Here is a 20,843-nt window from a genome sequence, read left to right on the forward strand (position 1 = left end):
TCGCGCCTCCTCCCGCACGCTCGTGAAATGCTTCACAAGCCAGACGGGACGAGTGTATGACCGGCGTCATACCTGCGCAGGATCAGGGGTACCTAACTCGCCGATGTGACAGCCGGCGACCGTCCACAGCAGGCGAGTGTCAGGCCGATCGGGAGGCGTCCAGGCCCGCGTCGACCCGGATCGCCTCCGGCAGATGCTCCCGCAGCGCGCCACCGGCCGCCCGGTCCAGCGCGGCCAGCACCTCGGCGACCACCTGCCGGACGTCCGCCGGATCCGCGCCGGCCAACGCGCGCAGCTGCGCGATGAGTTCGGCCGCGTCGTCGTCGGTGGCGGCCACCGGGTCCGCCCGGTCTGCTCCGGTCATGCGGACGAGCGTACGGGGCAAAGTGGACTAAAGTCGGATATTCCTGAAACGCGTCGCGGCGTCGCGGCGTGTCCGCGTCTCCGAGTCTCCGCGCTACTCGCGGATCCCCCGGTGCAGCGCGACCACGCCGCCGGTCAGGTTGCGCCACGCCACTCGACCCCACCCGGCCGCGGCGACCCGCCCGGCCAGCGCGGCCTGGTCCGGCCAGGCCCGGACCGACTCCGCCAGGTAGACGTACGCCTCGGGATTGCTCGACACCGCGCGGGCGACCACCGGCAACGACCGCATCAGGTACGACAGGTAGACCGTCCGGAAGGCCGGGTTGACCGGGGTGCTGAACTCGCACACCACCAGCCGTCCACCCGGCCGGGTGACCCGGGCCAGCTCGCGCAGGGCCGCGTCGGTGTCGTTGACGTTGCGCAGCGCGAAGGAGATGGTCACCGCGTCGAAGCTCGCGTCGGCGAACGGCAGTCGCAGCGCGTCCCCGGCCAGCAGCGGCACCTCGGGACGGACCCGCTTGCCCGCGTACAGCATGCCCAGCGACAGGTCGACCCCGACCGCGTACGCCCCGGACTGGGCCAGCTCGCGCGTCGACACGCCGGTGCCCGCGCCCACATCCAGCACCCGCTCGCCCGGCCGCAGCCCGAGCGCCGCCCGGGTGGCCCGCCGCCAGGAGCGGTCCTGACCGAAGGAGAGCACCGTGTTGGTCAGGTCGTAGCGCTCGGCCACGCCGTCGAACATCGCGGCGACCTCGTGCGGTTGCTTGTCCAGGCTGGCGCGCTGGCCCTGCGGTGTACGGCTCACCCGCTCCACTCTGCCAGCCACGCTCAAGCCCTCGACCGCTGGGTCCGCGTACCCCATGGCAACCGGGAGCGTCGACGCGGCCGGCGGTGGCGGACGGCCGCGCGGCCCGGCATGCGAAAGGGCGGGGTGGTCGCCCACCCCGCCCTCGCGTCGTGCCTACGTCAGATCGTGCCTATCTCTCAGATCGTGCCGACGTCAGTCGGTCGAGGTCTCGTCGCCCGGGGCGACCAGGACGACCTTGCGCCGGCGGGAGAGCACCAGCAGCGCCCCACCCGCGAGCAGGATCAGACCGCCGATGCCGCCGATCAGGCCGGCCTGCACACCGGTCACCGGCAGCCCACCGCCACCGGAACCACCGCCCCCGGTGGTCGGCGACGTGGTCGTGCCCGGCGTCGTCGTGCCGCCCGGCGTCGGAGTCGCCGTCGGGGTGGCCGTCGGCGTCGGGGTCGGCTGCGCGCTCAGGTCGACGAAGACGTCGAACTGCGCGGTGTTGTCCACCTCGTCGGTCTCGGTGAACGCCCGCCGCTGCGCGCTGGAGGCCACCTGCGGCGCCTCCTCCGGGGCGCCCTCAGCGGCCTTCAGGCCTTCGGCCCAGAGGAAGCCGGGCCGCAGCAGCGCCTCGGTCACGTCCGCGCCGACCTTCACCCGCACGTCGGCGGTGTAGAACTGCCCCGGCTTCAGCACCACGCCGCTGTCCTCGCAGTACGCGTTCGCGAAGCCACCCAGCGGCTGCTCGACGCAGCTCTCCGGCAGTTCGGCGAAGGTGACGCCGGCCGGGAGGGTGATCCCGTACGCCACGCCCGTCGCCTTCTTGCTGCCGCCGTTGTAGACCGCCCAGTCCAGCGGCGCGGTCTCGCCCCGCTTGACCGGCTTGAGGCCGGACTCGCCGGCCTCGTCGCCGTCGACTGTCACGTCGGCGTAGACGTCCTGCACCCAGGAGGTCAGGTCGTAGCCCGCCTTGGCGACGGTGATGTCGTGCTCGACGGTGACGGGCTTGGCGTTGGCCGCGCTGATGGTGACGACCATCGTGCCGGCGTCACCGCGACCGCCGGTGGAGAACACCGGGATGCCGAAGTCCTCGGTGGTGCCGGCCGCCAGGTCGCCGAGCGGGCAGTCGATCGTGGTGCCCCTGAGGTCGCAGCCGGCCGGCGCGATGACGCCGACCTTGCGGTTCTTCAGGCCCTTCGTCTCCACGGTGACCCGGACGTCCTTGGCGTCGACAGTGCTGCGGGTGTTGTCGACCTGAAACTTGAACGGCTTCGCCTTGGCCGCCTTGACGCCCTGGGCCAACTCGTAGCTGAGGGGCACCAGGGCCAGGTCAGCCTGGTCGGCGGCCTGCGCCGGGGCGGCAACGGTGGCCAGGCCACCGGCAGCGAGCAGTGCCACGACGCCGACACGAGCCAGCGTCGAGCGGTGGAAGGCTGTCATCAGTCCCCCGGGGGTGTAGGGAAGAAGAGAATGAATGGTTGTGGGACCGAGCGGACGTTATCGGAGGTCGATCTCCCCCGCCAGCGTGGCGGACGAATTTCAACCGTCCGGACTGGACCCGGCACACGGTACGGGCGGAATGGTCACCCATCCCGCCCGTACCGCCGTGCGTTATATGAACGACCCTCATGGGCCGATGGAGGACACTCCCTGACCAGCCCATCAGATCACCGTCACCCGGGCGGTCGGGCCGATTCCAGCGATCCGTGCCACCCGCGGTGACGACGGATACGAGGCGGGACGGTAGCGGCCGCCGATCATCTCCACCACCCCCGTGGCGGGCAGCCTGACGGTGCGACGGCGGGGACCACCCGTACCGCCGCCGTTGCCGGGCGGGAGCATGATCCCCGGTCAGCCGAACGGTCGGGGCGGGATCGACCTCAGTTGACCTCGACCAGCGGCAGCGAGCGCCCCGCGCCGCCGCCGGGCAGCGCGATCGAGGAGAAGTGCGAGACCACCCGCTCGTCGGTCGGGTCGTCGGCCGGCGTGTGGTGCACCGCCAAACGGTTGTAGAGGGTGTCCCGCTGGGCCGGGATCCGGTCGGCGGAGCGGATCATGCCGATCAGCTCGTGCAGGTTGGAGCGGTGCCGGGCGCCGGCCGAGGAGATGACGTTCTCCTCCAACATGATCGAGCCGAGGTCGTCCACGCCCATGTGCAGCGACAACTGCCCGACGTCCTTGCCGGTGGTCAGCCAGGACGCCTGCAGGTGCGGCACGGTCTCGAAGAAGAGCCGGGCCACCGCGACCAGGCGCAGGTACTCCAGCGTGGTCGCCTGGGTGCGACCCTTGAGGTGGTTGTTCTCCGGCTGGTACGTCCACGGGATGAACGACCGGAACCCACGGGTGCGGTCCTGCACATCGCGGATCATCCGCAGGTGCTCGATCCGCTCGGCGTGCGTCTCACCGGTGCCCATCATCATGGTCGCGGTCGACTCGACGCCCTGCCGGTGGGCCAGCTCCATGACCTCCAGCCAGCGCTCACCCGACTCCTTGAGCGGGGCGATGGCCCTGCGCGGGCGCTCGGGCAGCATCTCCGCACCGGCGCCGGCGATCGAGTCCAGGCCGGCGGCCTTGATCCGGGCGATGGCCTCGTCCAGGCTCACGCCGGAGACCTTGGCCATGTGCAGGATCTCGCTCGGCCCGATCGAGTGGATGGCCAGCTGCGGGTACGCCTGCTTGACCGAGGAGAACAGCTCCTCGTAGTACTCGACGCCGTAGTCCGGGTGGTGGCCGCCCTGGAGCATCACCTGGGTCGCGCCCAGCTCGACCGCCTCGCCGCAGCGACGCAGGATCTCCTCCGTCGGGTGGGTCCACCCCTCGGAGTGCTTCGGCGCCCGGTAGAACGCGCAGAACTTGCACGCCGTCACACAGACGTTCGTGTAGTTGATGTTGCGATCGATCAGGTAGGTGACGATGTTGTCCGGGTAGCGCCGCCGGCGCACCGCGTCCGCCGCCTCGCCCAGGGCGTGGAAGGGCGCCTCGGTGTAGAGCAGCAGAGCCTCCTCGGGCGTGATCCGCCCGCCGTCCGCGCCACGCTGCAGGATGTCGTCGATCTCCCGGCTCACCGTCACGCCTCCGAGCCTACGCCCGCCCCGCGCCCTCTCCCGGACGGGTGCTGACGGCTGTGATGCGCTGCGCACCCCCCGGGCCGGGGGCCAGCCCACCGTGCGGCCGTCCTGACTGCCCCATCTTTGGGGCAGCTCGACAGGCTCGGTATCGACCGTGGACCGTCCGGCACGCCACACGGTCCGCGGGTCGGCCGTCAGGCGTCGTAGTCGACCGTGAGCCTGTCGGTGGTCGGGCTGGACTGGCAGGTCAGCACGTAGCCGGCGGCCAGCTCGTCGGGCTCCAGGGCGTAGTTGCGGGCCATCGTGACCGCCCCGTCGACGACCTTCGCCTTGCAGGTCGAGCAGACGCCGCCCTTGCAGGCGTACGGCAGCTCGCCGCGCACCTTGAGCGCGGCGTCCAGCACCCGCTCCTCGCGGCCCATCGTGAAGCTCGACGACCGACCGTCCAGCACGATGGTGACGTCCGAACCGGTGCCCGGCTGGTCGACGGGGCGGGCCACCGGCTCCGGTGGCGCGTCGACGTGGAACAGCTCGGTGTGCACCGCCGACTCCGGCAGCCCGCGCGCGGTCAGCACGTCCCGGGCGTCGACCACCATGCCGTACGGGCCGCAGAGGAACCACTCCTCGATGACGTCGCCCGGCACGATGGTGCCCAGCAGGCGCTCCAGCCGTTCGGCGTCGATCCGCCCGGAGAGCAGCGGCGACTCACCCTGCTCCCGGGACAGCACGTGCACCAGGTGCAGCCGGGTGGGGTAGCGGTCCTTCAGGTCGGCCAGCTCCTCGGCGAACATGACCCGGTTGGCCGTGCGGTTGCCGTACACCAGGGTGAAGGTGCTGGCCGGCTCGACGGCCAGGGCCGTCCCGACGAGCGCGAGCACCGGGGTGATGCCGGAGCCGGCGACGACCGCGCCGTAGTGCCGCACCCGGTCCGCCGCGAACGCTGTGGTGAAGGTGCCCAGCGGCGTCATCACCTCGACGGTGTCGCCGCGGCGCAGCGCGCCGCAGGCGAACGCCGAGAACGCGCCGCCGGGGATCTCCCGCACCCCGATCCGCAGCCGGCCGTGCCGGGCCAGATCGTCAGGGGTGGAGCAGATGGAGTACGACCGGCGCACGTCGTCGCCGTCGTCGGTCACCCGCCGCACGGTGAGGTGCTGACCGGCGCGGAACGCGAACGCCTCCCGCAAATCCTCGGGTACGGCGAAGGTGACCGCGACCGAGTCGTCGGTGAGCCGGTCGACGGCGGCGACCGGCAGCGGGTGGAAGGCCGGCCGGCGGCGGACCGGCCGGGAGATGGTGACTGTCACAGCGCCTTCAGGTGGTCGAAGGGTTCGGAGCAGGAACGGCAGCGCCACAACGCCTTGCACGCGGTCGAGCCGAACCGGCTGACCTGCTCGGTCTCCGGCGAGCCGCAGAGCGGGCAGCGGACCGCGAGGGTCAGCGCCACCACGCCGGGGGCGGGCGCCGGCGACGGCGGGGCGATCCCGGCGGCGGCCAGCTTGGCCCGCCCGACATCGGAGATCCAGTCGGTGCTCCACGCTGGGCTGTAGACCGTCCGCACCTCGGCGTCCGGATAACCGGCCGCGGCCAGCGCGCGCCGGACGTCGGCCCGGATCACGTCCATGGCGGGGCAGCCCGTGTAGGTCGGGGTGATGGTGACGGTGACCCGGCCACTGGCCCGGTCCTCCTCGACCGCGCGCAGGATCCCCAGCTCGTCGATGGTGATCACCCGGATCTCCGGGTCCACCACGCTCGCCGCCGCCGTTCGCGCGTCGGTCACCACTGCGCCCCGGGGTGGGCGCGGTGCAGCACCTGCATCTCGGCCAGCAGGTAGGACAGGTGCTCGGTGTGCACGCCGGCCCGCCCGCCCGTCGGAGCCCAGCCGCGCTCCGGGCGGGTGAGCGTCGCCTCGGCCAGCACCGGGCCGACGGTCTCGTCGAACGCCGCCCGCAGGCCCGCCGGGTCGACCGGCGCTGCCGGGTCCGCGGCGAACAGCTCGTGGGTGTACGACCAGACGTGGTCGACGGCCTCCTGCATCCGGCGGTGCGACTCCTCGGTGCCGTCGCCGAGCCGCCTGACCCACAGCGCGCCGTGGTCCAGGTGGTACGCCGACTCCTTGCGCGCCTTCGCGCCGATGGCGGCCAGCCGCTCGTCCGGGCAGGACGCGAGCGCGGTGTAGAGCGGCAACTGGTACGCCGCCAGGAAGAACAGCTTCGCCATGGTCACCGCGAAGTCGCCGTTGGGCAGCTCGACCAGCAGCACGTTGCGGAACTCGCGGTCGTCACGCAGATACGCCAGCGCGTCCTCGTCCCGACCTGCCGCCTCCAGCTCACCCGCGTACGACAGCAGCAGCCGGGCCGCGCCGAGCTGGTCGAGGGCGATGTTGGCGAGCGCGATGTCCTCTTCCATCTCCGGCGCGCGGGTCGTCCACTCGGCCAGCCGCTGCGCGGCGACCAGCGCGTCGTCGCCGAGGGCGAGGGCGAAGCCGAACGGCCCGCTCACAGGTGTGCCACCCCGTCCGGCACCTCGTAGAAGGTGGGATGGCGGTAGACCTTGTCGGCGGCCGGGTCGAAGAAGGCGTCCTTCTCGTCCGGGCTGGACGCGGTGATCGCGCCCGCCGGCACCACCCAGATCGACACGCCCTCCTGCCGGCGGGTGTAGAGGTCGCGGGCGTTGCGCAGGGCCAGCTCGGCGTCCGGGGCGTGCAGGCTGCCGACGTGGGTGTGCGACAGCCCGCGCCGCGCCCGCACGAAGACCTCCCACAGAGGCGAGTGCTCGTTGCTCACGCGGCCACCTTCTCCCTCTTGTCCGCTCGCTTGGCGGCGTACGCCGCGGCGGCCTCGCGTACCCATGCGCCGTCGGCGTGGGCGGCCCGGCGGTGCGCCATCCGCTCCCGGTTGCACGGCCCGTTGCCCTTGATGACCTGCATCAGCTCGTCGTAGTCGGGCTGGCTGTAGTCGTACGCCTGCCGTTCCTCGTTCCAGCGCAGGTCGTCATCGGGAATGCGCAGCCCGAGGATCTCCGCCTGCTGGACGCACATGTCGACGAAGCGTTGGCGCAGGTCGTCGTTGGAGAAGCGCTTGATCTTCCAGGCCATCGACTGGGCGGAGTGGGTGGAGTCGCCGTCCGGCGGGCCGAACATGGCCAGCGACGGGTACCACCAGCGGTCCACCGCGTCCTGGGCCATGGCCTTCTGTGCCGGGGTGCCGTGCGCCAGGGTGTGCAGGATCTCGTAGCCCTGGCGCTGGTGGAACGACTCCTCCTTGCAGACCCGGATCATCGCCCGCGCGTACGGGCCGTAGGAGCACCGGCACAGCGGCACCTGGTTGACGATCGCCGCGCCGTCCACCAGCCAGCCGATCGCGCCCACGTCCGCCCAGGTCAACGTGGGGTAGTTGAAGATCGAGCTGTACTTCTGCTTACCGTCGAGCAGCAGCTGGACCAGTTCGTCGCGACTGATGCCGAGGGTCTCGGCGGCCGCGTAGAGGTAGAGACCGTGGCCCGCCTCGTCCTGGACCTTGGCCAGCAGGATCGCCTTGCGCTTGAGCGAGGGCGCCCGACTGATCCAGTTGCCCTCCGGCTGCATGCCGATGATCTCGGAGTGGGCGTGCTGGGCGATCTGCCGGATCAACGTCCGGCGGTACGCCTCGGGCATCCAGTCGCGCGGCTCGATCTTCTGCTCCGCGTCGACCACCTCGGTGAAGTACGCGGCCAGGTCCTCGTCCGGTACGGGACCGCCGCGGCGCTCGCGCGCGGCGGCGGCACGCAGCTCCGCCTCGGCGGCCTCGACCTCGCCGAGCAGGCCCGCGCCGGGCGCGTCGTCCGGTGCGTCGCCAGGGGCGGAGAAGTCGTTGCCATACATGTGGACAAGTGTTACAGCTTGCGCCTTGATGCACCAGGGGGTGTAACAGGAAACCCGAATGACGTTCCGTCACCGATGGGCAGTTCCTGGCTACGGATCGTGACTCAGCCTCCTATGACTTGGGTCACGGGAAGAAGATGAAACCCCCCAGAAGCCGCAGACCAGCGTGATTTTCCACCGATGTCGCACGTTGCCTGGTGTCGGACCCTGGTGCCCGGCCCGTCCGGACGTAGACTTCTGCCGGTCACACGATCGGCTGCCCCCACGCCGTCTCCACAGAGGCCACCGCCCCCGGCCTTGGCGCACGCACCGGTCGCCCCGGACAACGAAGCCGGTCCCCCGGCCCTGACATCTGGAGCTCACCCAACTCATGCGATCTCGCGTGACCATGGTGTTCGCCATCGTGGCGGTTCTTCTCGGTGGCGTCCTGCTGGTCCCCACCGCGTACGCCCGACTCTCCACCGACGACAGCGGTGGTGGAGGCGGCGGTGGCGGCGCCAGCGTCGCCGCGCCCGCGCCCACTCCGCCGCCACCGCCCACGCTGGCCGCCGGCCGGGTGTCGGTGAGCTTCAAGGGCGAGTTTTTCTCGTGGGCGTTGATGGACCGGCAGACCGGCAAGATCTCCGGCTCGTCGAACATGGCCTCGACCAGCTCCACCGAATCGATGCTCAAGGCGTGGATCGTCTCGGACTATCTGCGGCAGCTCAAGGACCGGGAACTGCCGGCGAACCTGAAGAAGGCGGCCAGCCTCGCCATCCGCAACAGCGACGACGACGCGGCCAACGCGGTCTACAAGGCCGCCGGCGGCTCGTACGCCGTGCCGCCCGGCGGGCAACCCGGGCCGGTCGTCAAGCGCGCGATCAGCATCTGCGGTCTGACCGACACCAAGCGCGGCAACGTCCCGAAGTACGAGGGTTGGTGGAGCTTCACCCGCATGTCCCCGCGGGACGCCGTCCGGCTCGGTGACTGCATCGCCGACGGCAAGGCCGCCGGCCCCAAGTGGACGAAGTGGGTGCTCAGCGAGATGAGCCAAGTCAAGGGCACCACCGCAGCCAAGGACCAGAAGCTCAAGTCCGGCGGTGGCCGCTGGGGGATCATCAACGGTCTGCCCAAGTCGATCACCGCGCAGGGGCCGGTCAGCATCAAGAACGGGTGGACCGCGATCAACTACGACGGCAACTGGCACGTCAACTGCCTCGCCGTCAACGGGAAGTGGAGTCTCGCGGTGATGCTGCGTTACCCGATCAAGAACGGTCTGGACTACGGCGCGCAGGTCTGCGCCAGCGTGGCCACCCAACTGGTCACCCCGCAGCCGGGCGCCGCGCTCAAGGTGCCGCAGCAGCCGGTCGGAAAGCTCTGATGGCCGGCAACCGGCGGGCCGACCGGCGCGGTGCGGGCGAGACCTCGCCGCTGCGCCTGATCGCTGTCGCGGTCATCCTCATCGGGCTGGTGCTGGTGTCGCTACGGCTCCTGCCCGGGTCGCCGTTCGAGTCGTCCGCGGCCGCCAAGTGGGGTGACTCCGAGGCGACGACCAGCGACCGGTCCACCGGAGCGGCCACCGACCGCAGTGCCCGTCAGCCGTCCCCACCGTCGCCGAGCCCGAGCCCCTCGTTGGCGCCGCTGCCGTTCCAGGCCAAGGACCTCAACCTCGACATTCAGGGCTGGTACTCCTGGAGCGTGCTCGACCGCCGGACCGGAAAGATCATCGGTTCGAAGAACATGGGCGAGACCAGCACCACCGCCTCGATGATCAAATCCTGGATCGTCGCCGACTACCTGCGTCGCGCCGCCGACGCCGGCCAGACGCCGAGCGACGCGAAGCTCGCCGACGCCACCCGGATCATCCGGGACAGCGACAACACGCGGGCCGAGCAGTTCTACAACTCGGTCGGCCGGGACGCCTCGATCAAACGACTGATTTCCATGTGCAAGCTGACCGACAGCAGCGTCGCCCCCGACAAGGGGTGGTCCCGCACGGCCCTCTCCCCCCGCGACACCGCCCGCCTGGGCAACTGCATCGCCACCGGCACCGCCGCCGGGCCGAAGTGGACCAAGTGGCTGCTCAACGAGATGAAGCTCGTCCGCGGCGCCGGTGACTTCGGCATCCGCAAGGCGTTCCCGGCCGCCGAGCAGAAGCAGATCGCCATCAAGAACGGGTGGATCGACCGGACCGCGGAGCAGGAGATGCACATCAACTGCCTGGCCATCGGGGACACCTGGACGATGGGCGTGATGGTCAAGTACCCGATCGGCATGGGCTACGACTACGGCATGAAGAACTGCGAGAAGATCACCGAGGCACTGCTGCGCCCCGGCACCTGATCACGCGCCGACCGCTGTTGGTCGGCGCGCCTCGGGCGCTCGGGGCGGTCGGCTTGGCTCGGCGCAGGCGCGGCTCGTCGCGGCGGTCGGCTCGGCCGGCTGCTCAGCCGGCGAAGAACTCCGGGCCGCCGTCGGGCAGCGCCGGGACCTCGCCGAGCGCGGCTACCCGCCGGGCGAACTCGCGCAGCCCGGCGACCTGCCGCTCGCCGAGCGAGAAGTCCAGGATCCGGAAGTACGTGGCCAGCGTCGCGGCGTCGAACGCCTCCCAGCGCGCTGCCGCCTCGGCGACCTGATCCAGCTCCGAGAGGCAGAGGTCGCGCGAGCGAAGGAACGCCTCGTGCACCTCCTTGACCAGGCCCGGGTGTGCGGCGGCGAAGTCGCGGCGGACCGCCCAGACGGCGAAGACCATCGGCAGCCCGCTCCATTCCCGCCAGGCCTGTCCGAGGTCGGTCACGGTGAGGCCTCGCAACGGCGCCTCGTGGTAGGCCCGAAGCGCCACATCCCCGATCAGCACCCCGGCGTCGGCTTCCAGCAGCATCTGGGTCAGGTCCGGAGGGCAGCGGAAGTAGTCGGGCCGCACGCCGTACCGCTCGGCGAGCAACAACTGCGCGAGCATGACCCCGGTCCGCGAGGTCGAGCCGAGCGCCACCCGGGCGCCGTCCAGCTCGGCGAGGGGACGGGTGGAGACCATGTTGACCGAGAGCACCGGCCCGTCGCTGCCCACCGCGAGGTCCGGCAGGAGAAGCAGCTCGTCGGTGTGCTTCAGGTACTCCATCAGCGTGATGGGGCCGATGTCGAGGTCGCCGGCGACCAGCGCCGCGCTCAGCCGGTCCGGCGAGTCCTTGTGCAGGTCCACGTCGAGCAGGGTGCCCGAGCGCATCAGCCCCCAGTAGATGGGCAGGCAGTTCAGGAACTGGATGTGCCCGACCCGCGGGCGTGCGACGCGCTCAGCCATGACCCGACCGTATCCCCGGCCTCCGGTCGGGGCCCGGCGGGCCGGCCCGGAGTGGCCAACCCCGCATCCGTCCCACCCGGTCGCAGAGCCTCCGATCCCGTCGTTTCCTCGCACTCGGGGCCGGTGGACTGCGGGCGTACCGGTCCGGCAGTCGTGTCACGCCCCGGTCCGGCCGACTGCTCGCGTACCGGCCTGCGTACCGCCCGGGCGACGACCGGCACGAAGACCAGCACCACCAGGAGCCCGGCCGCTCCGGCCCCCGCGATCAGTGGCCGGGGCGCGACACCGGTGAGCAGCGCGCCGCCGATCAGGTAACCGCCCATCGAGCCGCCCTGCACGGCCGCGCCGTAACTGGCGTACGCCCGGGCGCGCATCCCCGGCGGCACGCGGCGAGCGGTGAGAAGGTTCGCGAAGACGTTCTCCGCGCCGTTGGCCGCGCCGGCCACCAGCCAGAGTGGCACCAGCAGAACCGCCGCTGGCACCGTCGCGGCCAGCAGCACCATCGAACTGCACACGGCCAGCGTGATCAGCACTCCGCGGACCAGCGCAGCGTCGTCGTCGAGCCGGCGCGCGAGCCGCGCCGCCAGCCAGCCGCCGGGCAACATCCCGGCCATCCAGGCGGCGCCAACGAGGCCGTACGTGGTGGCAGACCCCTTCAGCGTCTCCCGAATGAAGAAGACCTCGATCACGTTGATGCCGCCGATCGCCGCGATCACCACGGCGGTGCTGACCACCATGACAAGCATCAGCGGATCCCGTCGAAGCCGCCAGCCCTGGCCCGTACCACCCGGATTGACCCGGCTGCCCTGGCCTCCCACCCGGACCTGCTCCGCCGGGCCGGCCTGGTCCGCACGGCCGGCCTGGTCCGCACGGCCGGCCTGGTCCGCGGTGGGCCGTCGGCCGCCGCGACGGGTCCGCAGCAGCAGGCCCGCGACCACGAGCGCGAGGTAGGTCGCGGCGTCGACCAGCAGCGGTACGCGGGTGCCGAACTGCCCCACCAGCAGGCCGGCCAGCACCGGGCCGCCGAGCGCGCCGAGGGAGACGGCGGTCTGGCTGATCGCGCTCGCGCGTGGCAGGTCGGCCGGGCGGACCATCGCCGGGAGCAGCGCCGCCAGGCAGGGCTGGGTGACCGCGAGCCCGCAGGCGAGCAGCGCGACGAGGACCACGACCACGATCGGGTCGTCGGCGACGGCGAGTAGCACGCAGATCGCGGCCTGCGCCGACCCGATGGTCACCAGCAGGGTACGACTGTCCACCCGATCGGCGAGCCGTCCGGCGAGCGGGGCCAGCACCACCAGGGGCAGAGTGGCCGCGAGCAGTAGTCCCGACACGGCCAGTCCGCCGGCACCCGCGCCCTGCAGGGCCAGCGCGAGCGCGGTGGCGGCGAGAAAGTCGCCACCGACCGTGGTGCCGCGGGCCGCGCTGGCGAGCCACACGTCCGACCAGCGCGACGCCTCAGTTGTGAAGGACATACTTCGAAAATAATCCTTCACAACTGATCGACACAACCCCCCGCTACGCCAGCGGCACCGTCCGGTACTGAACAGCGACGGAACGAGCACCAGGCGGCGCGGCGGCGCGCCGTCGAGGGTGGTACGGCCTGAGCAGCGTCATGACCGCCTCGTTCAGATCGGCCAACTCGTCTGCCGTGAGCAGCAGCAGCGTGTCGTTGAACAGCGCCACGTCGTACCACTCGGCGGGCTCATCACCGGCGCGCCGCAACCAGTCCCGGGTCCGCTCCATCGCACGAGCGGCGTGCGCCTCCACCAGCGCCTGCTCGGCGGCACGCGCGTCCGGACCAGCCTCGCGGCCCGCGTCGACCAGCCAGCCGACACCCGGCGTACGCCACACCCGCTCGCGCGCGTCGCCCCGGCTGGGCGCCTGCTCGACCAGGCCGAACTTCGCCAGGGCCCGCAGGTGATAGCTGGTGGCGCTCGGCGACAGCCCGGCGACTTCCGCGCACTCGGTGGCGGTTCCGCCACCCTCGCGGCTACTTAGGTACTCGATGATCGCGATCCGGGCCGGATGGGCCAACGCCCGCATCACCTGCGGATCGCTGATCGTCTTCCGACGCGGCTCGGGACGGGCCTCGGTCATGCCCCCATGATCCTGGCCGTCCGGCCGACCCGCCATCAGCCCGGCGTTCCGCGCCGCCGCGACCGTGGACCGCATCCGGCCCGGCTGCACCACGAAGCAGATGCGTCGACCACCGCCGCCCTGGCGGATGACGGCCGCATGGTCGGTCTGCTCGACGGCGAAAGTGTCGTACAGGTGTTCTATTGTCGTTCCATGTTGAGGGCGTTGACGCAGGCGGCGGGTGCTGTCGACGACTGCGCCGAAGCCGCGCTGTGGGCTCTCTCCGACGATGAGCTGCTCGCGTCCCTCGATGCGGCGCACGTGGTGACGCAGCGTCTGGCGACCGTCCAGCTCGCTCTGGTGCGCGAGCTGGACGCTCGTGGTCTCGCCGTCGCCCAGGGAGCATCGTCCACCGCCGTCTGGCTGCGGGAGCGGCTGCGGCTCTCCGGCCGGTCGGCCCGGCAGATGGTCCAGCTCGCCGCCACCATCGACGCCGCCCCGCCAACGGTGCGCGACGCTCTGCTCGACGGCAGCCTCACCGTGGAGCAGGGCCGGGTGGTCGCGGAGACGGTCGCGGCCCTGCCGGTCGCGGCCGGGCCCGAGGTAACAGACAAGGCCACCGAGCTGTTGATTTCCTGGGCCGACCGCTTCGATCCGACCATCCTGAGTCGCCTCGGGGAGCGCGTCCTCACGCACGTCGCGCCGGATCTGGCCGACCAGGCCGAGCTGGCGGCCCTCGACCGGGCCACCCAACGGGCGGAGACTCGCCGGCACGTCACCCTCTCCGAGCCAAAGGACGGGCAGGTCCGCCTCACCGGAAACCTCGACACCGAGACCGCGAGCCTGCTGCGCGAGGCCATCGATCCGCTCTGCGCCCCAGCCGGTGAGCACGACGACCGCGGTCCCGGCCAACGCCGGGCGGACGCACTCGGCGAGATCTGCCGGCTGGCACTGCGCACCGGCCACCTACCCGACAACGGCGGAGATCGGCCGCAACTGGTGGTCACCATGTCGCTCGACGCGCTGGTCAACGACGTGGGCGCGGGCACCCTGGAGACCGGTGCGCGCCTTACGCCGGGCGCGGTCCGGCGCCTGGCCTGCGACTCGGCCGTGCTGCCGGTCGTGTTGGGTGGCAACAGCCAGATCCTGGACGTCGGACGTCAGCGCCGGCTCTTCACCGGTCCCCTGCGGCGCGCGTTGGTGCTGCGCGACGGTGGGTGCGCCTTTCCCGGCTGCGACCGGCCGCCGCGATGGTGCGATGGTCACCACGTCCGCCACTGGGCCGACGGCGGCACGACGACGCTGGGCAACGCGGTCCTGCTGTGCGGCCACCATCACCGACTCCTTCACCAGGGTGACTGGACCGTCCGCATCGCAGCGGACGGCAGACCCGAATTCCTCCCGCCGGCCTGGATGGACGCGCTCCGCACCCCCCGTCGCAACCTCTACCACCAGCGCTGCTGAGTCCCGCGAGCCTCACCCATCGCGAACCGACCGGACCCAGCGACCAAGCCCAGCGACCAAGCCCGGCGGCCGGATCGCCGACGCCTACCCCAGGCCGCCCCGACGCACAGGCCAGCCCCTCCGGTCCGGCCCAGGTCAGCCCATCGTGGCCCAGCCCAGGTCGGCCCATCTGGCCCGGCCCAGGTCGGCCTCCCCTGCCCGCCAGCACCAGCCGACCCAGGCTGGTCCGCCCCAGCCGGACCACCTAACACCGACCCTCAGGCCCGCCCGCGACGTGCCGGGCCCCGCAACACCAGGGCCGCGGGCGATGATCTCGGGTCGCGGTGCGCGTCGGCCGTTACGTCGTCATGCGCCACGCCAGCCTGAACGGGTGGTCTGGTCGGTAATTCGGTGGAAGGGGTCATCGGAAGGGCGTAGGGTTGCAGCCCGCTTGACGGCCGAGGTGAGCTGCACCGGAACGGACGTCACCGCGCCGGGCAGGCGGCCATCCGCCACCGGACACGCGAGCGCGCAGCAGATGTGAACGATGGGACGTCAGCATGCCCGCACCTGACCTGGACACTCACCCCGACACGGATCTGGTCGCCGAACGCGCCCATCTGGCCACCTCGCGCGCGGCGCTCCGCCGGATGCGGGAGCGGGCCGAAGCCCTCTTCTCGACCGGTGACCAGGTGGCCGGCGACCCGTACGCGGCGGAGATGCTCGGCCGTACGCTGGCCCGCCGCGTGGCTGAACTGGCCGACGACCCCACCACACCGCTGTTCTTCGGCCGCCTCGACTTCGGTGAAACCCCGAGCGGCGAGAAGACGGCCACCGGACTCACGACCAGCGCCACCACGACCAACGCCGGCAGCACCAGCAGCGCAGCCACCACCAGCAGCACGACCATCACCAGCGCCGGCGTAGGAGGCGGAGGCACCGGAGGCGGCAGCGGCAGCAGCGGCGGCGGCGACCATGACGGCCGGCGGTATCACGTCGGGCGGCGGCATGTGACCGACGAGCACGGCGAGCCGCTGGTGCTGGACTGGCGGGCGCCGGTCTCCCGGTCGTTCTACCGGGCCAGCGCGCGGGATCCGCAGGGTGTGGCGGTCCGGCGGCGGTTCGGGTTCAGCAACGGGGTCTTGACCAGTTTCGAGGATGAGCGGCTGGACCGGGGCGAGGAACTGGGCACGAACAGTCGGATTCTCACCTCCGAGATCGAGCGACCGCGCGTCGGGCCGATGCGCGACATCGTCGCCACGATTCAGCCGGAGCAGGACGAGCTGGTTCGGGCCGACCTGGCCGACTCAATCTGCGTGCAGGGGGCGCCGGGCACCGGCAAGACGGCGGTCGGCCTGCATCGGGCCGCGTACCTGCTCTATCTGCACCGCGAGCGGCTGCGGCGGGCGGGTGTGCTGATCGTGGGCCCGAACAGGGCGTTCCTGTCGTACATCGCGGCGGTGCTGCCGGCGCTCGGTGAGGTCGAGGTCGAGCAGGCAACCGTGGAGGAGCTGATCTCACGGGTACCGGTGCGGGCGGTGGAGGCGCCGGCCGTGGCCGCGCTGAAGCACGATGCGCGGATGGCGAGCGTCCTGCGGCGCGCGGTGCAGACACAGATCGGTACGCCGGCCGACTCGATCACCGTGTCGGACGGTTCGTTCCGATGGCGGATCGGGCTGGAGCCGCTGCACCGGATCGTCGAGGAGACCCGTCGCGAGGGGCTGCCGTACGGCACCGGCCGGGAGCGGGTCCGGGCACGCGTGGTGAGTCTGCTGCAACGGCAGGCCGAGGCACGGCGAGCGGAGTCGCCCGGCGACGCGTGGCTGCGCCGGATGAGCCGATGCCGGCCGGTGGTGGACTTCCTGGACGCGGTCTGGCCGGCGCTCACCCCGGAAGGGCTGGTGCACGGCCTGCTCTCCGACCCGGCCCGACTCGCCGCCGCGGCGGACGGGTTGCTCAGCGACGCCGAGCAGGCGCTGCTGGTCTGGGCGAAGCCGGCCCGTACGCCGAAGGCCGCCCGCTGGACCGCCGCCGACGCGGTGCTGGTCGACGAGGCTGCCGGGCTGCTGGAGCGCCCCTCCGGATTCGGGCACGTGGTGGTGGACGAGGCTCAGGATCTCTCCCCCATGCAGTGTCGGGCCATCGCCCGCCGCAGTGAGCACGGCTCCGTCACCTTGCTCGGTGACCTCGCGCAGGGCACCGCGCCGTGGGCGGCGACCGACTGGCGGGAGTCCCTGACCCACCTCGGCAAGCCGGACGCCGTGGTGGTTCCGCTGACAATCGGTTTCCGGGTGCCCGCCGCGGTGGTCGCGTTCGCCAACCTGCTGCTGCCGGCGCTGGCGGTGGACGTACCGCCGGCCGAGTCGCTGCGTCACGACGGCGGCCTGGATGTGCGTACCGTGACCGATCTGACCGCCGCGACGGTGGCCGAGGTACAGGCGGCGCTCTCGCACGACGGTTCGGTCGGTGTGATCGCCGCGGACGACGCGGTCGACGAGCTGCGCGCGGCGCTGGCCGCCGCCGGCGTCGCCACCGCGACCGCCGACGACGTCGCCGCCGCCGCGGAGCGGGTCACCGTGGTGCCCGCGACGCTGGTCAAGGGTCTGGAGTACGACCACGTGGTGGTGGTCGAGCCGGCCGCGATCGTCGCGGCCGAACCACGCGGGCTGCACCGGCTGTACGTGGTGCTCACCCGCGCGGTGTCCCGCCTCTCGGTGCTGCACCGCGAACCGCTGCCCGCGCCACTGCTGCCCGCGCCGCCGCAGACACCGTCGCAGGCCGCACCACTGGAGTCGGCACCGCTGTAGGCCGCGCTGTCCCCGGCGGCGATGCCGCAGACCACGGCCAGCTCGCCGGTGCTCGCGGCGGGTCGAGCGGGTCAGCGGCCGGTGAGTGCGGCGGCGATCTCGCGAAGTGGCGTGCCGGGCTCGGCGATCGGCACCGTGAACGCCAGCCACGAGCCGTCGATGAACTCGATCCGGAGCCGCTTCGGGTTGAGCCGGTGCCAACCCACCCGGGCGTCGGCCACCGCCGGCCGGGGCACGGACCAGACGATCCGGGTTTCGGCGGCGGCCCGCAGTTCGTCCGGCTCGACGAGGTTGGTCAGCCGCGACTGGTAACTGATGCCGGCCCTCCTCTGTGTCCTGTGCCACTGTGTCCGGTGCGACGGATCAGCCACTGACGAGTCCCACCGTAGGCGCCAAGCGTCGCTGTCGGGTACCCGCCACCGGAGCGGGGCACACGACTTCAGCTTTGCGCCGTAAAGTTGTTTGCGTGGAACAGGACGATGATCGACCCCCCGCCGACGCCGCTACGGCACTCCAACTGATCCGTGACCAGCGGGCGGCCACGGTCTCCCGGCTGGAACCCGACGCCCGGCTGCTCTACTGGCCGTGGGGCGTGGCCTGGCTGGTCGGCTTCGGGCTGTTCTTCCTGCGCTACTCCCCGGGTGGCCGGGTGCTGGTCCGGTTGCCCGACTGGCTGCCCCTGACCGCGCTCTTCGCCCTGCTGGTGGCCGCCGGCGCGATCCAGGCCGTGGCCGGCGCGCGGGCGTACGGCCAGGTGACCGGGGACTCGGCCCGGCGCGGCCGCTGGTACGGGTGGGCCTGGGCCCTGGGCTCGATGAGCGTGTACGCGGCGGTCGGCCGGGTCTCGGATCACCTGCCGCACGATCTGGCGGCGCTGCTCTGGTCCGCTGCCGCCGTGGGGCTGACGGGGGCGTTGCACATGGCGGGCGGCGCGATCTGGCTGGACCGGGACCTGTTCCGGCTCGGCGTCTGGATCAGCGTGATCAACGTGGTCGGCGTGAGCGCCGGGCCGGGTTGGCACGCGCTTGTCGTCTCGGTGGCCGGCGGGGTCGGGATCCTGATCGCCGGAGCCATCGCCCGCCTGCGCCAGCGACGGCGGTCATGACCGACCTCGACCCGGTCATCCACGCCCAGGCGCGGCTGCGGGTCGTCGCCGCGCTCTCCGCGCTCGGCGACGGGGACCGGATCACGTTTCCACGACTCCAGGAACTGCTCGCGATGACCGCCGGCAACCTCTCCGTCCACCTGCGCAAGCTGGAGGACGCCGGGTACGTCGAGATCAGCAAGACCCATCGTGGACGTACCCCGGCCACCCTGATCCGGCTCAGCCGGCGGGGCCGGCTGGCGTTCGAGGAGTACACCGAAGCCATCCGCACCCTGCTCGATCCCTCCCAGCTCGGCCCCACCCCGTCGAAGGAGCAGTCATGACCCTCGCCCGCGCCGACCAGGCCAGCCGCCGGTACGGCGACGTCCTCGCCCTCGACCGCGTCGACCTGGAGGTCCGGGCCGGCGAGCTCGTCGGCCTGCTCGGTCCCAACGGCGCCGGCAAGAGCACCCTGATGAACCTGCTGGTCGGTCTGCGTCGACCCAGTTCGGGCCGGGTCGAGTTGTTCGGCCGCGACCCCCGCGACCCGGCGTCCCGGCGGCAGATCGGGGTCACCCCGCAGGAGACCGGCCTGCCGGGCACGCTGCGCGTCGGCGAGGTCGTCGACTTCGTCTCCGCGCACTACCCCGACCCGGTGCCCCGGGATGAGCTGCTCGACCGCTTCGGCCTGGGCGACCTCGCCCGGCGGCAGACCGGCGGGCTCTCCGGCGGCCAGCGTCGCCGGCTGGCCGTGGCGCTGGCGTTCGTCGGCCGGCCCCGGCTCGTGCTGCTCGACGAACCGACCACCGGTCTGGACGTCGAGGCCCGGCACACCCTGTGGGACGCGATCCGCGCGTTCCACACCGACGGCGGAACCGTCCTGCTGAGCAGCCACTACCTGGAGGAGGTGGAGGCGCTCGCCCACCGCGTGGTGGTGATCGGGCAGGGCCGGGTGCTCGCCGACGACACCGTCGAGGCCGTCCGCGGCATCGTCGGCGTACGCCGGGTCAGCCTGGTCGCCGACGAGCTGCCCGAACTGCCCGGCGTCGTACGCGCCGAACGGATCGACGGACGCCTGCACCTGCTCACCACCGACGCCGACGAACTGGTCCGGGCGCTGGTCGGCTCCCGAGCGGCGTTCACCGACCTGGAGGTGCGGCCCACCTCGCTGGAGGAGGCGTTCCTCGCCATCACCAGCGGGACGGGCAGCCAGGAGCAGGCCCACGTCGCCGCGCAGTCCACCCCCGACGACCCCGCCACCACCGCCGCTGCCGGCGGCCGACCCACCACCGTCTGAGGAGGCGCACCGTGCAGCTCGCCCTGGTCCACGCCCGCTACCAACTTCTGGAGATCATCCGGATCCCGGTGGCCGTCTTCGGCAGCGCCTTCTTCCCCGCCGCTGCCATGATCTTCTTCGTGGTGCCGTTCACCGGTGACGAAGCGGTCGGCGCCACCTTCGCCACCGCGTCGATGGTCACCTTCTCGGTGATGAGCGCCAACATCTTCCAGTACGGCGTCGGCGTCGCCGAGGACCGCGACCAGCCGTGGAACCCGTACACCCGGACCCTGCCGGCCGGACCCGCGCCCCGCTTCGCGGGCCGGGTGCTGGCCGGCCTCGCGCTGACCTACCTCTCGCTGATCCCGGTCGTGGTGATCGGCGCGACGCTGACCCCGGCCCGGGTCACCCCGCTGGCGTTCCTGCTGACCGCCGTCACGGTGGCCGTCATCTCGGTGCCGTTCACGCTGATGGGGCTCGCCATCGGCTACTCGCTGCCCAGCAAGGCGGCGATCGTGGTGGCGCAGGTCGTCTTCCTGCCGCTCGCGTTCGGCGGCGGGCTGCTCTCCGCCCCGGGAGACGCGCCCGGGTTCATCGAGACGATCGCGCCGTTCCTGCCCACCCGGGGCGCGGCCGAGCTGATGTGGTCGGCGGTCGGCGACTACCCGATCGAGCCGCTGGCGCTGATCATGCTCGGCGTCTGGGTCGTGCTGCTCGCCTCCCTCGCGGCCTGGGCGTACCGACGGGACGAGGGTCGCCGGTTCAGCTGACGATTCGTCCGTTTCCGCCCCGTGCGA

21 protein-coding genes are annotated in these 20,843 nt (G+C 72.0%); 8 read left to right on the top strand and 13 right to left on the bottom strand.

Annotated elements, in window-relative coordinates; all coding sequences use genetic code 11:
* Window positions 1–139 precede the first annotated feature (139 nt).
* The 9 genes from ACFYPR_RS13710 to paaA form a co-directional block, all read right to left on the bottom strand.
* A complete protein-coding gene (locus ACFYPR_RS13710) occupies window positions 140–364 on the bottom strand; it encodes a hypothetical protein (protein ID WP_354853885.1) in 225 nt (74 codons plus the stop codon).
* Window positions 365–457: 93 nt separating this feature from the next.
* Window positions 458–1,168, bottom strand: a complete 711-nt coding sequence (locus ACFYPR_RS13715; protein WP_354853882.1) for a demethylmenaquinone methyltransferase — start codon at window positions 1,166–1,168, stop codon at window positions 458–460.
* A 195-nt stretch (window positions 1,169–1,363) separates the two neighbouring features.
* Window positions 1,364–2,596: an LPXTG cell wall anchor domain-containing protein gene (locus ACFYPR_RS13720; protein WP_387260180.1), complete on the bottom strand. Its 1,233-nt coding sequence runs from the start codon at window positions 2,594–2,596 to the stop codon at window positions 1,364–1,366.
* Between the two features lie 440 nt (window positions 2,597–3,036).
* Entirely contained in the window at window positions 3,037–4,227 is a 1,191-nt protein-coding gene (gene mqnC, locus ACFYPR_RS13725) for a cyclic dehypoxanthinyl futalosine synthase (protein WP_354853876.1), read from the bottom strand.
* Between the two features lie 191 nt (window positions 4,228–4,418).
* Window positions 4,419–5,528, bottom strand: a complete 1,110-nt coding sequence (gene paaE / locus ACFYPR_RS13730; RefSeq protein WP_355065335.1) for a 1,2-phenylacetyl-CoA epoxidase subunit PaaE — start codon at window positions 5,526–5,528, stop codon at window positions 4,419–4,421.
* A complete protein-coding gene (paaD, locus tag ACFYPR_RS13735; RefSeq protein ID WP_355065333.1) occupies window positions 5,525–6,001 on the bottom strand; it encodes a 1,2-phenylacetyl-CoA epoxidase subunit PaaD in 477 nt (158 codons plus the stop codon). The genes paaE and paaD overlap by 4 nt, the downstream gene beginning before the upstream one ends.
* Window positions 5,998–6,723, bottom strand: a complete 726-nt coding sequence (paaC, locus tag ACFYPR_RS13740; RefSeq protein WP_387260185.1) for a 1,2-phenylacetyl-CoA epoxidase subunit PaaC — start codon at window positions 6,721–6,723, stop codon at window positions 5,998–6,000. Before paaC ends, paaD begins: the two co-directional genes overlap by 4 nt.
* Window positions 6,720–7,007 carry a 1,2-phenylacetyl-CoA epoxidase subunit PaaB gene (paaB, locus tag ACFYPR_RS13745; RefSeq protein WP_266248073.1) on the bottom strand — a complete coding sequence of 96 codons (288 nt, stop codon included), beginning with the start codon at window positions 7,005–7,007 and terminating at the stop codon, window positions 6,720–6,722. The genes paaC and paaB overlap by 4 nt, the downstream gene beginning before the upstream one ends.
* A complete protein-coding gene (paaA, locus tag ACFYPR_RS13750) occupies window positions 7,004–8,083 on the bottom strand; it encodes a 1,2-phenylacetyl-CoA epoxidase subunit PaaA (RefSeq protein WP_387260188.1) in 1,080 nt (359 codons plus the stop codon). Before paaA ends, paaB begins: the two co-directional genes overlap by 4 nt.
* 370 nt (window positions 8,084–8,453) lie before the next feature.
* Between paaA and ACFYPR_RS13755 the strand changes: the two genes are divergently transcribed.
* The gene (locus ACFYPR_RS13755; RefSeq protein WP_387260191.1) at window positions 8,454–9,443 is read left to right on the top strand and encodes a hypothetical protein; all 990 of its coding nucleotides are present in this window, start codon (window positions 8,454–8,456) and stop codon (window positions 9,441–9,443) included.
* Complete coding sequence (locus tag ACFYPR_RS13760) at window positions 9,443–10,405, top strand: hypothetical protein (RefSeq protein WP_354853858.1); 963 nt, start codon at window positions 9,443–9,445, stop codon at window positions 10,403–10,405. The genes ACFYPR_RS13755 and ACFYPR_RS13760 overlap by 1 nt, the downstream gene beginning before the upstream one ends.
* Window positions 10,406–10,508: 103 nt before the next feature.
* Here the strand turns inward: ACFYPR_RS13760 and ACFYPR_RS13765 are convergent, their stop codons facing one another.
* Genes ACFYPR_RS13765 through ACFYPR_RS13775 form a run of 3 tightly spaced genes read right to left on the bottom strand, consistent with a single transcriptional unit; the run spans window position 10,509 to window position 13,457 of the window.
* Window positions 10,509–11,360 carry a menaquinone biosynthesis protein gene (locus ACFYPR_RS13765; RefSeq protein ID WP_354853855.1) on the bottom strand — a complete coding sequence of 284 codons (852 nt, stop codon included), beginning with the start codon at window positions 11,358–11,360 and terminating at the stop codon, window positions 10,509–10,511.
* Window positions 11,312–12,832 (bottom strand): MFS transporter, encoded by a 1,521-nt coding sequence (locus ACFYPR_RS13770; RefSeq protein ID WP_387260194.1) that lies wholly within the window; start codon window positions 12,830–12,832, stop codon window positions 11,312–11,314. The genes ACFYPR_RS13765 and ACFYPR_RS13770 overlap by 49 nt, the downstream gene beginning before the upstream one ends.
* A gap of 43 nt (window positions 12,833–12,875) precedes the next feature.
* Complete coding sequence (locus tag ACFYPR_RS13775) at window positions 12,876–13,457, bottom strand: ArsR/SmtB family transcription factor (RefSeq protein WP_387260197.1); 582 nt, start codon at window positions 13,455–13,457, stop codon at window positions 12,876–12,878.
* A 192-nt stretch (window positions 13,458–13,649) separates the two neighbouring features.
* On the opposite strand from ACFYPR_RS13775, the gene ACFYPR_RS13780 reads away from it, so the two are divergent.
* Together ACFYPR_RS13780 and ACFYPR_RS13785 are read left to right on the top strand one after the other, a co-directional pair.
* Window positions 13,650–14,900 carry a DUF222 domain-containing protein gene (locus ACFYPR_RS13780; RefSeq protein ID WP_387260200.1) on the top strand — a complete coding sequence of 417 codons (1,251 nt, stop codon included), beginning with the start codon at window positions 13,650–13,652 and terminating at the stop codon, window positions 14,898–14,900.
* Window positions 14,901–15,439: 539 nt separating this feature from the next.
* Window positions 15,440–17,686 (top strand): HelD family protein, encoded by a 2,247-nt coding sequence (locus ACFYPR_RS13785; RefSeq protein ID WP_387260203.1) that lies wholly within the window; start codon window positions 15,440–15,442, stop codon window positions 17,684–17,686.
* A gap of 71 nt (window positions 17,687–17,757) precedes the next feature.
* Here ACFYPR_RS13785 and ACFYPR_RS13790 read toward each other — a convergent pair whose 3' ends face one another.
* Complete coding sequence (locus ACFYPR_RS13790) at window positions 17,758–18,057, bottom strand: hypothetical protein (RefSeq protein WP_355064783.1); 300 nt, start codon at window positions 18,055–18,057, stop codon at window positions 17,758–17,760.
* Window positions 18,058–18,152: 95 nt separating this feature from the next.
* Between ACFYPR_RS13790 and ACFYPR_RS13795 the strand changes: the two genes are divergently transcribed.
* From ACFYPR_RS13795 to ACFYPR_RS13810, 4 genes are read left to right on the top strand one after another with little or no spacing between them, the layout of a single operon-like run.
* Window positions 18,153–18,791, top strand: a complete 639-nt coding sequence (locus tag ACFYPR_RS13795) for a transporter (protein ID WP_387260206.1) — start codon at window positions 18,153–18,155, stop codon at window positions 18,789–18,791.
* Complete coding sequence (locus tag ACFYPR_RS13800; protein ID WP_234584813.1) at window positions 18,788–19,114, top strand: transcriptional regulator; 327 nt, start codon at window positions 18,788–18,790, stop codon at window positions 19,112–19,114. Before ACFYPR_RS13795 ends, ACFYPR_RS13800 begins: the two co-directional genes overlap by 4 nt.
* Entirely contained in the window at window positions 19,111–20,067 is a 957-nt protein-coding gene (locus tag ACFYPR_RS13805; RefSeq protein WP_354853839.1) for an ABC transporter ATP-binding protein, read from the top strand. The genes ACFYPR_RS13800 and ACFYPR_RS13805 overlap by 4 nt, the downstream gene beginning before the upstream one ends.
* An 11-nt stretch (window positions 20,068–20,078) precedes the next feature.
* Window positions 20,079–20,816, top strand: coding sequence for an ABC transporter permease (locus ACFYPR_RS13810; RefSeq protein WP_387260209.1), 738 nt, complete (start codon window positions 20,079–20,081; stop codon window positions 20,814–20,816).
* The last annotated feature ends 27 nt before the right edge of the window (window positions 20,817–20,843 follow it).

The sequence above is a fragment of the Micromonospora sp. NPDC005254 genome (assembly GCF_042872525.1).
In the GTDB taxonomy this organism is placed as follows: domain Bacteria; phylum Actinomycetota; class Actinomycetes; order Mycobacteriales; family Micromonosporaceae; genus Micromonospora.

Bases quoted from the DNA above. Each gene is read 5' to 3' on its own strand.
- ACFYPR_RS13710 (WP_354853885.1), bottom strand. From the start codon at position 364: ATGACCGGAGCAGACCGGGCGGACCCGGTGGCCGCCACCGACGACGAC.
- ACFYPR_RS13720 (WP_387260180.1), bottom strand. From the start codon at position 2,596: ATGACAGCCTTCCACCGCTCGACGCTGGCTCGTGTCGGCGTCGTGGCA.
- paaA (WP_387260188.1), bottom strand. From the start codon at position 8,083: ATGTATGGCAACGACTTCTCCGCCCCTGGCGACGCACCGGACGACGCG.
- ACFYPR_RS13755 (WP_387260191.1), top strand. From the start codon at position 8,454: ATGCGATCTCGCGTGACCATGGTGTTCGCCATCGTGGCGGTTCTTCTC.
- ACFYPR_RS13760 (WP_354853858.1), top strand. From the start codon at position 9,443: ATGGCCGGCAACCGGCGGGCCGACCGGCGCGGTGCGGGCGAGACCTCG.
- ACFYPR_RS13765 (WP_354853855.1), bottom strand. From the start codon at position 11,360: ATGGCTGAGCGCGTCGCACGCCCGCGGGTCGGGCACATCCAGTTCCTG.
- ACFYPR_RS13770 (WP_387260194.1), bottom strand. From the start codon at position 12,832: ATGTCCTTCACAACTGAGGCGTCGCGCTGGTCGGACGTGTGGCTCGCC.
- ACFYPR_RS13775 (WP_387260197.1), bottom strand. From the start codon at position 13,457: ATGACCGAGGCCCGTCCCGAGCCGCGTCGGAAGACGATCAGCGATCCG.
- ACFYPR_RS13780 (WP_387260200.1), top strand. From the start codon at position 13,650: ATGTTGAGGGCGTTGACGCAGGCGGCGGGTGCTGTCGACGACTGCGCC.
- ACFYPR_RS13785 (WP_387260203.1), top strand. From the start codon at position 15,440: ATGCCCGCACCTGACCTGGACACTCACCCCGACACGGATCTGGTCGCC.
- ACFYPR_RS13800 (WP_234584813.1), top strand. From the start codon at position 18,788: ATGACCGACCTCGACCCGGTCATCCACGCCCAGGCGCGGCTGCGGGTC.
- ACFYPR_RS13805 (WP_354853839.1), top strand. From the start codon at position 19,111: ATGACCCTCGCCCGCGCCGACCAGGCCAGCCGCCGGTACGGCGACGTC.